This window comes from Streptomyces yaizuensis (assembly GCF_034961445.1).
Classification (GTDB): Bacteria; Actinomycetota; Actinomycetes; order Streptomycetales; family Streptomycetaceae; genus Streptomyces; species Streptomyces yaizuensis.
Window position 1 is genome coordinate 608,574 of sequence record NZ_BSBI01000004.1, and the last position, 13,582, is coordinate 622,155.

General features: G+C 72.3%; 8 protein-coding genes. 5 read left to right on the forward strand and 3 right to left on the reverse strand.

The features are described from left to right. Positions 1-39: 39 nt before the first annotated feature. From SYYSPA8_RS13515 to SYYSPA8_RS13525, 3 genes are all read right to left on the reverse strand, one after another. Positions 40-1,341: a condensation domain-containing protein gene (locus SYYSPA8_RS13515; RefSeq protein WP_323447344.1), complete on the reverse strand. Its 1,302-nt coding sequence runs from the start codon at positions 1,339-1,341 to the stop codon at positions 40-42. Then, positions 1,338-6,455 carry a non-ribosomal peptide synthetase gene (locus tag SYYSPA8_RS13520; RefSeq protein ID WP_323447345.1) on the reverse strand — a complete coding sequence of 1,706 codons (5,118 nt, stop codon included), beginning with the start codon at positions 6,453-6,455 and terminating at the stop codon, positions 1,338-1,340. Before SYYSPA8_RS13520 ends, SYYSPA8_RS13515 begins: the two co-directional genes overlap by 4 nt. A gap of 432 nt (positions 6,456-6,887) precedes the next feature. Then, positions 6,888-7,340: a winged helix-turn-helix transcriptional regulator gene (locus SYYSPA8_RS13525; RefSeq protein WP_323447346.1), complete on the reverse strand. Its 453-nt coding sequence runs from the start codon at positions 7,338-7,340 to the stop codon at positions 6,888-6,890. 105 nt (positions 7,341-7,445) lie between these two features. Between SYYSPA8_RS13525 and SYYSPA8_RS13530 the strand changes: the two genes are divergently transcribed. The 5 genes from SYYSPA8_RS13530 (at position 7,446) to SYYSPA8_RS13550 (ending at position 13,573) form a co-directional block, all read left to right on the forward strand. Beyond that, entirely contained in the window at positions 7,446-8,705 is a 1,260-nt protein-coding gene (locus SYYSPA8_RS13530) for an MFS transporter (protein ID WP_323447347.1), read from the forward strand. A gap of 348 nt (positions 8,706-9,053) precedes the next feature. Then, entirely contained in the window at positions 9,054-10,382 is a 1,329-nt protein-coding gene (locus SYYSPA8_RS13535; protein ID WP_323447348.1) for a glutaminase, read from the forward strand. Positions 10,383-10,733: 351 nt separating this feature from the next. Continuing rightward, a complete protein-coding gene (locus tag SYYSPA8_RS13540) occupies positions 10,734-11,936 on the forward strand; it encodes an alpha-hydroxy-acid oxidizing protein (RefSeq protein WP_323447349.1) in 1,203 nt (400 codons plus the stop codon). Continuing rightward, entirely contained in the window at positions 11,933-12,841 is a 909-nt protein-coding gene (locus SYYSPA8_RS13545; RefSeq protein ID WP_323447350.1) for a class I SAM-dependent methyltransferase, read from the forward strand. The genes SYYSPA8_RS13540 and SYYSPA8_RS13545 overlap by 4 nt, the downstream gene beginning before the upstream one ends. Positions 12,842-13,036: 195 nt before the next feature. Beyond that, a complete protein-coding gene (locus SYYSPA8_RS13550) occupies positions 13,037-13,573 on the forward strand; it encodes a CbrC family protein (RefSeq protein WP_323447351.1) in 537 nt (178 codons plus the stop codon). Positions 13,574-13,582 lie beyond the last annotated feature (9 nt).

Sequence of the window (13,582 nt, forward strand, 5' to 3'; positions counted from 1 at the left end):
GATATAGGAAATGTGGGAGATGTGGGAGGTGTGTGGGATTCAAGGGAGTGGGCCGGATGGTCTGAACGCCAAGGCGCGCAGCTCGGACAGGCGCGAATCCGGCCGCGCCACCACGGCCGCCAGCAGTACCTCGTACTCCCTCAGCAGCCCCGCGACCGCGTCTCCGTCATGACGCCCGCTGTCGTACTCGGCCCACAGCCGGCAGCCCCCGTCGGGGGTGTCCTCCACCCGGATGGTCAGCCCGAACCTGGCCCCGTCCAGAACGGGCAGCTCCACGGTCTCGCAGCCGTCGAGGACCAGACCCCCGACGGTGCCCGCCGCGTGATGGGCGAAGACGACCTCCGGCAGGAGCGGACGTCCCGGCCCGCCCGGGCCCCAGGCGGCGGCGGTCAGCCGCTCCAGCGGCAGATCGCGATGCTCGTACACGGCGGCGGTCGTCCCGGCCACGCGGCCCAGCAGGAAACGGAGTTCGGGATCGCCCCGGAGATCCACCGGCAGCACCGACAGGGTGACGAAGAAGCCGAGGAGGCGATCCAGCTGGGGATGGTCCCGGTTGGCCACGGCCAGCCCCAGCGGTACCCGCTCCTGGCCGCTCCGGCCGGCGAGGGCGAGGGCGCAGACCGCGGCGAGCACGGTGAACGCGGTATGGCCGTGGCCGGCCGCCAGTGCCCGGACAGCGCCGGTCACGGTTGCGTCCAGGACCCTGAACAGCCGTCGGCCCGGAGCCGGCCCGGCGGCGCGGTCGGGAGCGCTGTCGGGAGCGGCCGGCCGGGGGCAGCCGGCGAGGGCCCGGCGCCACCACTCGGTCAGCTCCGCCGTCCGCTGTTCGCGTCGGCGCGCGGTCAGCCGCCGCGCCTCCCAGGCCACCCAGTCGACGTACTGCACGGAAAGCTCCGGCAGTCCGGCGGCCCGGCCGCGCACCCCGGCCCGGTAGAGCGCGGCCAGATCGGAGAAGAACACCCTCATCGACCAGCCGTCGGCGGCCAGGAGATGCAGGGAGAACGTGATCTCATGGCGCCCGGGGTCCAGCGGGCGGAGGTCCACCCGCAGGAGGGGGCCCCGGGCGATGTCGAACGGGCCCGGCGGTGAGGGCTCCCGCACCAGCCGGAAGCCGGCGGGCAGATCGTCCCGGATCTGCTGTACCGGCCCGTCCAGGTACACCGTCCGCAACGGCTCATGCCGCTGTACGAGGGCGTCCAGGGCTGAACGCAGGGCCGCAGGATCCAGCGGCCCGGTCACCTCGAACACGCGCCGGCTGCTCTGCCGGTGTCCACTGGCGTCCCGGGTGTGCAGGGACCAGACCGTGTGCTGTGCGGCGGAGAGCGGGAAGGAGGCGGTCACCGCTCCGCCCTGGGGATCGCCCCGTCGGCGGGCGGCGCCGACTCCAGCGCGGCGGCGAGCCCGGCCACCGTCGGATGGGTGAGGACCAGGACCAGCCCCGCCGCGAGACCCGTCGAGGCGGTGATACGCGCGGTCAGCCGCATGACCTGGAGCGAATGCATCCCGATGTCGAAGAGGTTGTCGTGAACGCCCGGCCGGACTCCGGCCACATCGCCGACCAGCTCGATGATCAGCTGCTCCAGAGGGGCAGGCGCGCGGTCCGCCGCCGCGGACGGCGGTGTTCGCGCCAGCCGCGCGATATCGACCTTTCCGGACCCGTTGGCCGGTAATCGCGTATAGGTGGCGACGGCACTCGGCACCAGATAGGAGGGCAGCACCTCGGCGAGCGCGTGCCGGACCGCGTCCCCGGTCCAGGTGGTCAGCGCGTGCGCCACCAGGCGGTCCGCCTCCCGGTCCGCGACGACCACGGCGTCACGGACACACTCCAGCCCGAGCAGGGCGGCACGCACCTCGGCGGGCTCGACACGGTGTCCGCGGATCTTCACCTGATCGTCCGCGCGGCCGGCGAAGTCCAGCAGTCCACCGTCGAGCCAGCGGCCCCGGTCGCCGGTGCGGTAGAGCGTCCCCGGGCCGAAGGGGTCGGGGACGAACGCCTCCGACGGCCGCATGTAGCCGCGCGCGACGACCCGGCCGCCGACACAGATCTCTCCCACCGCACCGGGCGGGACCGGCCGCAGCCGTTCGTCCAGCACATACAGCGAGGTGTTCGGCAGCGGCCGCCCGATCGGCACCCGGCCGGCCGGCTGCCACTCGTCCAGGGGCACACCGCTGACGAGGACGCTGGTCTCGGTGGGGCCGTACCCGTTGGAGATCCGACGGATCCCCCGGGCACGCAGCGCCAGGACCGCCTCGGGGGAGAGGACATCCCCGGCCACGACCACCCGCCGAAGCCCCCGGAGCGCCTCCGGATCCTGGGCGACCAGCTCGTGGAAGACGGCGGCCGACAGCGCGGCGTGGGTCACTCCGCGCTGTCTCAGCCCCCGCGCCAGGAGTGTCGTGTCCCAGTACGGCGGCAGAAAGCGGACGGTCGCGCCATGGACGAGCGGACCCCACACCTCCAGCACCGACACATCGAACGCGGGCGAGGCGACGGCCAGGAGGACCGCACCGGGAGCCAGCCCCGTGACACCGTCGTCGTACAGCCGCCCCGTGATCGACCGGTGCTCGACCACGACCCCCTTGGGCGCGCCGCTGCTCCCCGAGGTATGGATCACGTAGCAGGCGTCCGAGCCCGCGCCGGGGTCCCCGGGCGGTTCGCCTCCGCACGCGGGCATCCGCTCCAGCGTCAGGGCGGTCGCCCCCCGGGGGGTGGCGGCGGCGAATTCCTCGCTGGTCAGCACGGTCTTCGCCCCGCAGTCCGCCATCAGCGCGGCCAGCCGGGGCCCGGGATGCGCGGGATCGCACGGCAGATAGGCCGCGCCCGACTTCATCACCGCGAGCTGGGCGACGACGAGTTCCGGCCCGCGGGGCAGGAGCACCGCGACGACATCCCCCCGTCCGAGGCCCCGCGCGCGCAGCCGGCGGGCCACCCGGTCCGACCACGCGCCCAGCTCGGCATAGGTCAGCGCGGGGGCACCCCCGACGGCGAGGGCGTGCGGAGTCTCCCCTACCCAGCGGGCCACCAGATCCGGCAGCCAGTCCGAGGGCGGTTCGACGGTGGGTCCCCGCCCCCACTCCAGCACCTCTTCACGGGTCCGGCCGTCCATCGGGACCAGCCGTGACAGCGGGGTGTCGGGCGCGTCCGCGACCGACCGGAGGAGCGTCGTGAACGCCTCCGTCATCCGGGTGCGGAAGAACCCGTCAAAGAGATCGGTGTCGAACTCCCAGGCGAGGGTGATGCCCTCCAGTACGGTCCGGTCGCTCCCCGGCACCGGGTCCGCCGACCGCGGAACGGAGATCAGATCACCGGGGAGCTGGGAGATACGGCCGGGCTGGGCATAGCGCGGCACCGCGACGACCGACACATCCAACTTGGACGACCCGTTCGCGACCCCTTCGATCACCGTCACCTCCAGCGGGGTCGGCCGCAACGGGCCCAGGGGCGCGTCATGGAAGCTGAACATCGTCTGCACCAGCGGACGGGCGCTCTCCCCGGACCGGGCCGCCGACTCCGCGAAGGCCAGATCGTAGGGAAGCTCCTGATGGTCCAGGACCGCGATCGACCGCTCGTGGATCAGCCGCATCAGGCTCGTGAACGCGGGGTCGCCGTCCAGTCTGCCCCGGAAGATCACGGTATTGACGAACATGCCCAGCAGCTCCTCGGTCTGCCGCCAACGGCGGTTCGCCACGGCCGAACCGATCAGGATGTCACGGGACCCGGTGTAGTGGTGCAGAAGGACGAAGTAGGCGCAGAGCAGCACGGTGAAGAGCGAGACCCGGCCGCGCTCGGCCAGATCCGCGAGACGGCGCGCCAGCTCCCCGTCGATCTCGACCCTCGGGGCGGCGCCCCGGAACTCCGTGGCGGAGCCGGCCCCGCGATGCGGCAGCCGCAGCACCGTCTCCGCTCCGTCGAGTTCCGCGCGCCAGAAGGCGCGCTGCCGGTGCGCCTCGTCGGAACCCAGCCATTCCCGCTGCCAGCGCGCGTAGTCGTAGTAGCCCACCCGGGGCGGCTCACGGTCGACGCGTCCGTGGGCGAGATACTCGGAGTAGCCGTCGAGGAGTTCACGGAGGAAGAGCCGGAAGGACCAGCCGTCGTGCACGAGATGGTGCTCGGCATGGACGAGGAGATGCTCCTCGGCGCCGATCCGCAGCAGCGCCCACCGGAACGGCGGTTCATGGGCGAGATCGAAGGGCGCCCGGAGCAGTTCTCCCACCACCGTCCCCACGGCCGCGTCCTGGTCACCGGACCGGCTGAGGTCACGCACCTCCAGGCCGACCGGCCACGGCTCGTCGACCACGCAGGTCAGCTCGCCGTCCACGGTGGGAAAACGGCTGCGCAACACCTCGTGTGCCGCCACGATCCGGGTGAGGCTCGCCTCCAGAGCCGGCAGTGACAGGTTTCCCGCCAGCCGGATCACCGACTGGGAGTGGTACGCACGTGCCCCCGGGTTCAGCCCGTGCATCAGCCACACCCGCCGCTGTGCGTGCGACGGTTCGGGCGACTCCCGCCCCGGCCGCGGGCCGGGGCCGGCCGGCGGGTTCCGGCCGATCCGCTCGGCGATCACCGCCGGGGTACGACCGTCCAGGACCGTACCGAGAGGGACCTCGACCCCCAGCCCGGCCCGGAGCCGGGCGGACAGCTGCGCGGCGAAGAGGGACGTGCCCCCGCACGCGAACAGGTCGTCCTGCACACCGACCTCGTCCAGACCGAGCAGCTCGGCGGCGGCCTCCGCCACCGCGGCCTCGGTCGCGTTCGCGGGGGCCGCCGCCGGGCCCCCGGCGGCACGCCCCGGCCGGGGCAGGGCGGCCCGGTCCACCTTGCCGCTGACGGTGAGCGGCCAGCGCTCGACGGTGATCACCCGCTCGGGCACCAGATACTCCGGCAGGGTCCGGGCGAGGGCCGCCCGCAGCTCCTCGGAGCCGGGCAGCGAGCCGTCTGCGGTCACATAGCCGAGCAGCCGGGGCTCGCCCCGGCGGTCGAGCAGCGCCACCGCGTCGTGTACGCCGGGCAGCGCCGCGAGGGCGGCCTCGATCTGCCCCGGCTCGATCCGCGCGCCGCGCAGCTTCACCTGGTCGTCGGCGCGTCCGAGGTACTCGACGGCACCATCGGCTCGTATCCGCCCGAGGTCGCCGCTGCGGTAGAGCCTGGCACCGCCTGGGCCTCTGATGAATCGTTCCTTCGTCAGTTCCGGCAGGCCCAGATAGCCGCGGCCCACTCCGGCGCCGCCGATGCATATCTCGCCCACGGCTCCCTTCCCGACGGGCTCGCCCCGGCCGTCGAGGAGGACGACATGCCAGCCGGGAACGGGGCGCCCTATCGGCACCCGGGTGGCCTCGGTGCCGTCCGCGCGGTGCAGGGTCGCGCAGATGGTGGTCTCCGTCGGCCCGTACCCGTTGAAGAAACGATGGTGCGCCGCCCATCGGCGGGCGGTCTCCGGCAGACACACCTCGCCGATGCTCATGACCACGTCCAGCTCGGGGAGACGGCCCGGCCGCAGGGTCCGGAGCACCGCCGCGGGAAGCACGGCGTGGGTGACGCGCCGGCGGGCGAGGACCTCGGCGAGCGCGTCACCCGCGACGTGGGGGTCGGCCAGTACCTCCAGGCGGGCGCCGTTCGCCAGCGCCAGAAGGATGTCGAACAGGGCCGCGTCGAAGGCGGGATGGGCGTACTGGAGGACCCTTGAGTGCGGCGGAACGGGACCGAGGACATCGCGTTGGGCTCCGATCAGCCGCGCGGGGCCCCGGTGCTCGATCATGACCAGTTTGGGGGTGCCGGTGGAGCCGGAGGTGGCGATCACATAGGCCAGGTCACCGGGGGTGTTGGTGTCCTCGACCGCCGCCGCCGCCACCGCCGTCCGTTTCCGGTCCGCCGCCATGGGCTCTCCCGCCGGGGGGCCGGTGGCGAGATGGCGGAAGCCCGGTATCGGCCTGCCCAGCACCAGTGCCACCTCCGCCTGGGCGGCGACGCCTGTCAGATAGGGCTCCGGATAGGAGGCGGACAGCGGCAGATAGGCGGCACCGGCACGCCACACGGCGAGCAGCGCGATCACGAACTCCAGGCCCCGGTCGATCACCAGGGCCACGATGTCGCCTCGGCCGACGCCGGCGCCGGCGAGGGCCGCGGCGAGCGTGTCGGTCCGCGCGGCGAGTTCTCCGTAGCTGATCTCCTCGGCACCGTCGGAGAGCGCGGTCCGGTCGGGATGGGCGGAACACCGCTCCAGGATGGTCCGGCCGCAGGAGACCCAGCCGTCACCGGTGTCCGCATCCGCATCCGCATCCGCATCCGCATCCGTGTCTGTGTCGGGGCGGACGGCTGTTCCAGGGCCTTTGGCCGGGGGCGCGGAGGGGGTGACGGCCCAGGGGGCCAGCCCGCGCAGGCTGCCGAGCAACCCGCCGTACTCCGTGCCCGTGCCCGTGCCCGTGTGCGTGTCCGACGGCTCGTTTCCTGGTAACACGCTGGATACACCTCGATTCCCAGATTCCCAAGGGACTCACGTGCCGGCATCCGTGCTTGGTCGGGTCATGACACACGTTGACCGCGGCGGGGTCCGCCGGGCGCTCCGTTCTCCCCGGGCACCGTGATCCCACCGCGCGGACCCCTCGGACCGGAGGCACCGGAATCCCGGCGGGCCCGGTCGGCCGTCCGTGCGCAACCGGGACGGCCGATCGGCAGATTACTCCTCCGGGCCGGTGTCTCCCAGGGGCCGGATCGGCCAGGGGTGGCGGGGGAGCCGCGGCCGTGCCCGGCCGTCCCCGACCGGGGTGAGCCGCTCAGCGAGCTGTTCGGCGGGTACCCGGGGAGCGAACTCCCGCAGGCCGTCGAGGAGGTGCCGGTCCCGAACCCGACGGCACCGCCGACGTCGGCCTGTGCCTCAAGGCCGACCGGATCACGGGGTGGTGACCTTGTGGACGGTGGTGTCGTCGGGGTCCAGCGGCCGCCCGTCCGCCGATCGGACCTCCAGCATCCGGAGGGGTTGTTCCTTCCTGCTGTCGACCAGCCGCGAGTGTGGCTCGCCGGGGGCGTAGAAGTGCTGTTCACCCCACTGCCGCAGCGCCACGATGACGGGGAAGAGGGCCTTGCCCTTCGGGGTCAGCACATACTCGCGGTAGGCGCTGCCGTCCGAGGCGGGAACGGATTCGAGGACACCGCCGGCGACCAGGGCACGCAGACGCGCGCTGAGGATGTTCTTCGCCACGCCGAGGCTGCGCTGGAACTCCCCGAAGCGACGGCTCCCGTCGAAGGCGTCCCGCACGATCAGGAGAGACCACCAGTCGCCGATCGCGTCCACCGACCGCGCGACGGGACAGTCGCTGTCGTCGAAGCGCTTTCTGGTCACCATGCCGTCCTCCATGTCCGCCGCCTGCCTGCTAGTTGCAAGATGCTACCAAAAAAGCTACGGTCCCCACCGGTAGCAAAATGAAACCATCCTGGGGAGGGGTGCCGCATGACCGGCGACTGTGAGACCGCGACGAAACGGGCCACTGCCCGAAACGGCCCGGGTTCCGCCTTCCTCCTGTCCCGCGGCGTCCTGGCACTGCTCGCCGTCGCCTGTGGAACCGCGGTGGCCAACGTCTACTTCGCCCAGCCGCTCCTGGTGACCATGGGTCACGACCTCGCCATGAGCCCGGCACTCGTCGGCGGCGTCGTCACCCTCACGCACGCCGGATACGGACTCGGACTCTTCTTCCTCGTACCACTGGGCGACATGGCCGACCGCAGACGGCTCATCGTGGCCCAACTGCTCCTCCTGGCGGTCGCACTGGCAGCGGTCGCCACCACCCGCACCGCCGCACTCCTGCTCGCGGGCATGGCCGCGATGGGAATCCTCGCGGTGGTCACACAGACACTGGTGGCCTTCGCGGCGTCGCTGGCCCCTCCGGCCCGGCGCGGAGGCGTCGTCGGCCTGATGACCGGCGGCGTGGTCGTCGGGATCCTGCTCGCCCGCACAGCATCCGGCCTCATGGCCGACCTCGCGGGCTGGCGCTCCGTCTATCTCGCCTCAGCGGCGCTCACCGCGCTGCTCGCCCTGCTCCTCCACCGGGCGCTGCCCTCCCAGGGCGACGTTCCGCCGGTATCCCTGCGGTACGGACAACTCCTGCGCTCCACGGTCACCCTGTTCGCGGCGGAACGGCTGCTGCGGCTCCGGGCCCTGCTCGGCCTGTTGATCTTCGCTGCCTTCAGCACCCTGTGGAGCAGCATCGCCCTACCGCTGAGCGAGCCCCCGTACTCCTTTTCCCACACCGCCATCGGCGCATGGGGGCTGGTCGGGGCCGTGGGCGCGCTGGCCGCCACCACAGCAGGCCGTCTGAACGACCGCGGACTCGCCCGGCGGACCACCGGCATCGCCCTGGCGCTGCTCGCTGTCTCGTGGCTGTCCCTGGCCTTCACCCGCAGCTCACTCTGGGCCCTGGTCCTCGGCGTGATCCTCCTCGATCTCGCCGTACAGGCGGTCCATGTCACCAACCAGACGCTGATCCACGCGCTGCACCCGGCCGCGGGCAGCAGGCTGATCGGCGGATACATGATCTTTTACGCGATCGGCAGCGCCGCCGGTGCCATCGCCGCTACCTCCCTCTACTCGGTGGCCGGCTGGGGCGCCGTCTGCGCACTGGGTGCCGCGATCAGCTGCCTCGCGTTCGTGCTCTGGGCCCTCACACGGCACAGCGTCCCGGACCCGACGACCGGGTCCGCCGGCGTTCGTTGACGCGGCGCGGTGAGTGGGTGGGGTTCTGACCTTCCGGAGCGGTGGGGACGTTCCTGCGCTCCGGCGATGAGGAGGGCATGTTGACGCAGAACGTTCCTTGGGCTCTGCGGTTCGTGCGTCGAGCTGGATCCGCTGACGCGACTCGGCCGTAGGCGGCTACGCCGCGTGGCTGAGTGGAGGAGGGCCGAGGACGAGGCGGCGGCTACGGTTCACGCATCGGCGTCGAGACGCGGTGAGGCATCGAGACGCGGTGAGGCGCCGACGAGTGTGCGGAAGGCACACGCACCACGGTGGCCTCAGCGCTGACGCCACAGACATTCATCTCCCGAAAGGTATGGAGGACGACGCATGCGGTCGGTCATTCCCGACTATCTGGCCGAGGCCCTCGGAGACGTCGAGTCGGACACCTCCGGACAGCTGGCGGACTACATCCCCGAGCTTGCGGAAGCGGACCCCGATCGCCTCGGCGCGGTCTTCGCCACCGTCGACGGCGAGGTCTACGGTGCCGGCGACATCGACACCGAGTTCACGATCCAATCGATCTCCAAGCCGTTCACGTACGCGCTGGCACTCGCCGACCGCGGCTTCGCCCCTGTGCTCGCCAAAGTCGGTGTCGAGCCATCGGGAGAGGCGTTCAACCAGATCTCCCTCGAAAGTGATACCGGGCGCCCTTTCAATCCCATGATCAACGCCGGTGCGATCACCGCCCACTCGCTGGCCGGCCCGGAGGGGATGAATCCGGCGGAGCGCGTGGAGCGTGTGGTCCGCGGCCTCTCGGCGTTCGCCGGTCGCAGGCTGAGGATGGATGAGGCGGTGTGTGTGTCGGAGATGGAGCACGCGCACCGCAATCTCGCCATCGCGTACATGCTCCGCGGCTACGGCATCCTCACCGAGGACCCCAGGGCCGTCGTCGAGGGCTACATCCGCCAGTGCTCCGTGCTCGTCACCGCGCGGGATCTGGCCATGATGGCCGCGACGTTGGCCAATCGCGGCGTCAACCCTCTGACGGGTGAGCGAGTGATCCGCGAACCGGTGGTGCGTCAGGTGCTGAGTGTCATGTCCACCTGCGGAATGTACGACGCGGCCGGTGACTGGGCGACCCAGGTCGGCATCCCGGCGAAGAGCGGCGTGGCCGGGGGCCTGATCGGTGCGCTCCCCGGCCAGATCGGCATCGCCACGTTCTCACCACGGCTGGACGCCCACGGGAACAGCGTTCGCGGAGTGTCACTGTTCGGAAGGTTCTCCTCCGACATGGGGCTGCATGTGATGGAGGTCCCGGCCGCCGCGCGGGCCATCGTGCGGTCGAACCACGTCGTCGGCGGCGGCGGACCGAACGCGGTCCGGGTCCTCCAACTGCAAGGCGGGATCGGTTTCGCCGGAGCCGAGAGAGTCGTCCGGGAAGCCGTGAACACCGCTCCCGAAGAAGTCAGGGTGGTCCTGGACCTCACCATGGTCTACGCGATCGATGACGTGGCGCGGCGCATGCTGCTGGAGGTCGTGCGTCGGCTCACGCTGGATGGCCACGAGATGTACCTCGTCGACCCGGAATCGATCATGCCCGATCCCGATCCCGGAGACGGCGGCCGAGTCACCGTCGTCACCGACATGGAACAAGCCGTGTTTTCACCGCACACGGTGGCCCAGAGCGGCAGCCGTCCCACGAAGAGGGAGACCTGACGCTTGAACAGCGAGCCGGCCACCGGCGTCCGTGCACTGGAGAGCGTCACCGCCGTCGGACCGGGCGGGTACCGGGCTGCCGATGGCGTGGCCACGCCGTCCTGCTCACGAGAAGGGCGTCGACGTGGTACGGATCGGTGATCACCTCGGCCGGGAATCCCCGCCGTGATCACCCCAGCCACGCCGGTGGAGGACCGTGACGGTGCTTGCTCTCGGCTCGCTCTTGGCCGGTTTCCGTCCGTCCCGCGCGCCGCGTCAGCCCCACCACACCCGCCGGGCTCGCACGGATGGGGTGGGTGCCTGGTCGGCCCTGGTGTAATCGGCCGACACACGCTGAGGCTGGGGAGTTTCGTGACGTATACAGCCGGATACCAGAGCAAGGTCTTAGCCGCGGGCGGCAGCCCGTTCCCGTTCACGGTGCGGGGCCTGGAGGAGGCGGCGCGGGAGGCGCTGCCGCGCCGGGCCTTCGAGTACATCGCCGGCGGCGCCGGCCGGGAACGCACACTGGCGGCGAACGAGGAGGCGTTCGCCCGCTGGGGGCTCACCTACAAGATCCTCCGTGACGGCCGGCCCGCCGACCCCTCGTGCACGGTCCTGGGCACGGCGATGTCCTTCCCGGTCATGCTGGCCCCGGCCGGGGTCGCCGGACTGGCGCACCCCGAGGCCGAGAACGCCGCGGCGAGGGCGGCGGCCCGGGTCGGCGCGGTCCAGGTCCTGTCCTCGGCGACCTCCACCCCCCTCGAAGAGGTCGCCGAGGCGGCCCCCGAGGGCCGGCGATGGTTCCAGTTCGCCTGGCCCGACGACGAGAAGCTCGCCCGGTCCCTCCTGGACCGGGCCCACAAGGCCGGGTACACGGCCGTCGTCCTCCAGGGCGACTGCCACGTCGCCGGATGGCGGACCCGCGAACTCGACAACGGCTTCTTCCCCTTCGGACGCGGCCACGGCCTCGGCAACTACCTCTCCGACCCCCGCTTCCGGGAACTGGCCGGCCTCCCCGGCCACCCGCTCGGAGCCCTCCGCCCCGACGCCGCCGGAACACGGGCCGCCGCCGATGCCTGGAACCGCTACTACACCCGCCCCGCCCTCGCCCCCGAAGACCTCGAACGCCTGCGCTCCTGGACCGACCTGCCCATCGCCGTCAAGGGCGTCTGCCGGGCTGACGAGGCCGCGCGTCTGCGCGATGGCGGAGCCGACGCCCTGATCGTCTCCAACCACGGGGGCCGCCAACTCGACGCCGGTACGGCCGCCTTGGACTGTCTCCCGGACGTGGCCGAAGCCGCGGCGGGCCTGCCCGTCCTGTTCGACTCGGGCGTCCGCACCGGCACGGACGTCCTCATCGCCCTGGCCCTGGGCGCGAGAGCCGTCATGATCGGCCGCAGCTGGCTCTACGGACTCGCCATCGGCGGCGAGGCCGGCGTCGAGCACGTCCTGCGCTGCCTCCAGGGCGAGTTCACCGGCGCCCTCGCCCTCACCGGCCACCACCGTCCCGGCGACCTCTCGCCGGCCGACCTGACCGCCGTCCCCGCGATCCCGACCTCACGGAGCCCCCGATGAACGCCGCCGCCGCCGCCACCGCCTCTGCTGCTGCCGCCTCCGCCGCCTCCGCCGCCTCCGCCGCCTCCGGAACGGCGGAGCGGGCCGAACGCTATGGCGACCGGATCTTCAATCACGGGCACGCCGAGGAACACGCCCGCCTCCTCGCCCTCGCCGACGTCCTCGACCCCCACTCCCTCCACACCCTCCGCACCCCGAAGACCCCGCCCGCCCGACCCGTCCACCAGGTCCTCGAACTCGCCGCCGGCGCCGCCACCGTCACCCGCCGCCTCCTCGACGACCTGCCCACCGCCCACGTCACCGCCACCGACCTCGACGGCCGGTTCCTCACCGGCCTCCATCACGAACGCCTCACCGTCCTGCGCCACGACGTCACCCGTGACGACCTTCCCGAAGGCCACTACGACCTCATCCACGCCCGGTACCTGCTGCACCACCTCCCCGACCGCGAGCACGTCTTCGCCCGCATCGTGAGCTGGCTGGCCCCGGGAGGGCGCCTCGTCATCGAGGACCCCGCCCGCTTCTCCGTCGAAGCCGCCCACGACCCCCGCTACCGGCGCGTCTCCCTCGGAGCCATGCGGGTCCTGGCCGACCGCCTCGGCACGGACTGCGCCCACTGGGGCCCGAACCTGCCCCGCACCGCCGCCGCCCACGGTCTCACCGACGTCACCCTCCACACGGCGGTGCCCACCGTCACCCACGACTCGCCCATGGGCCGCTTCTGGCACCTGAGCCTGAGGCACCTCGCCGACGACATCACCGCCCTCCCCGGCATCGAGCCCGAGGACACCCGGTCCGTGATCGACGCCCTGACCCGACCCGGGCTGATCGAGCCGGGCATGGCCACCGTCACCGTCACGGCCACCAAGCCCGTGGAACAGTCCCGAGGCGGCCGGCGACCCTGAACCCGACGTCTTTGGTCCGCCGTCGAACGGGTCCGGACGTGGTCGGTCCAGGTCCGCCCTGTCGGACCGGCACCCGGCTGCCCGGAGCCCGGCGACGTGTCCGGTCAGCCGGTGTCCATGGGGGCCACGACCGGGGCCGGGACGATCCCCCGGCCGCGGGTATGTGCCGGTGACCTGCTTGTCAGGGTCGTGCGCGTGCCCGAGCCGCCCGTGTTCCCGTACCATCCCGACCCTGTCGCCACCGGCGCGGTCGTCCCCTCCGACGGGGTCTGCGCCTGCTGCGGCCAGGCCCGCGGACACCTCTACCGGGGCCCGGTCTACGCGGAGGCCGACCTTGGGGGACGGGTGTGCCCGTGGTGTATCGCGGACGGCGGCGTCGCCGACCGGTTCGATGCCCACTTCACCGCCGGGGAATGCCTGGGGGAGGACGTCCCCCAGGCCGTGTTCGAGAGGGTCGACCGCCGCACGCCGGGGTTCACCGGCTGGCAGGAGCCCCGGTGGTTCTTCCACTGCGGCGACGCAGCCGCCTACCTGGGCCCGGCCGGCAGCGCCGAACTCGCCGGCCACCCGGACGCGCTTCAGGTGCTGCGGACCGAGATCGGCACCTGGGGATGGCCGGACCACCAGGCCGAGGAGTACCTCCGCTCGCTGGACCCGTCCGGCGAACCGACGGCCCACCTCTTCCGCTGCCTCCACTGCCGAACCCACCTCGCCTACAGCGACACCCCGTAGGAGGGCGGG

What these genes read in the sequence shown, in the direction of transcription:
- SYYSPA8_RS13525 (WP_323447346.1), bottom strand. Translation starts at nt 7,340, where the DNA reads ATGGTGACCAGAAAGCGCTTCGACGACAGCGACTGTCCCGTCGCGCGG.
- SYYSPA8_RS13530 (WP_323447347.1), top strand. Translation starts at nt 7,446, where the DNA reads ATGACCGGCGACTGTGAGACCGCGACGAAACGGGCCACTGCCCGAAAC.
- SYYSPA8_RS13535 (WP_323447348.1), top strand. Translation starts at nt 9,054, where the DNA reads ATGCGGTCGGTCATTCCCGACTATCTGGCCGAGGCCCTCGGAGACGTC.
- SYYSPA8_RS13545 (WP_323447350.1), top strand. Translation starts at nt 11,933, where the DNA reads ATGAACGCCGCCGCCGCCGCCACCGCCTCTGCTGCTGCCGCCTCCGCC.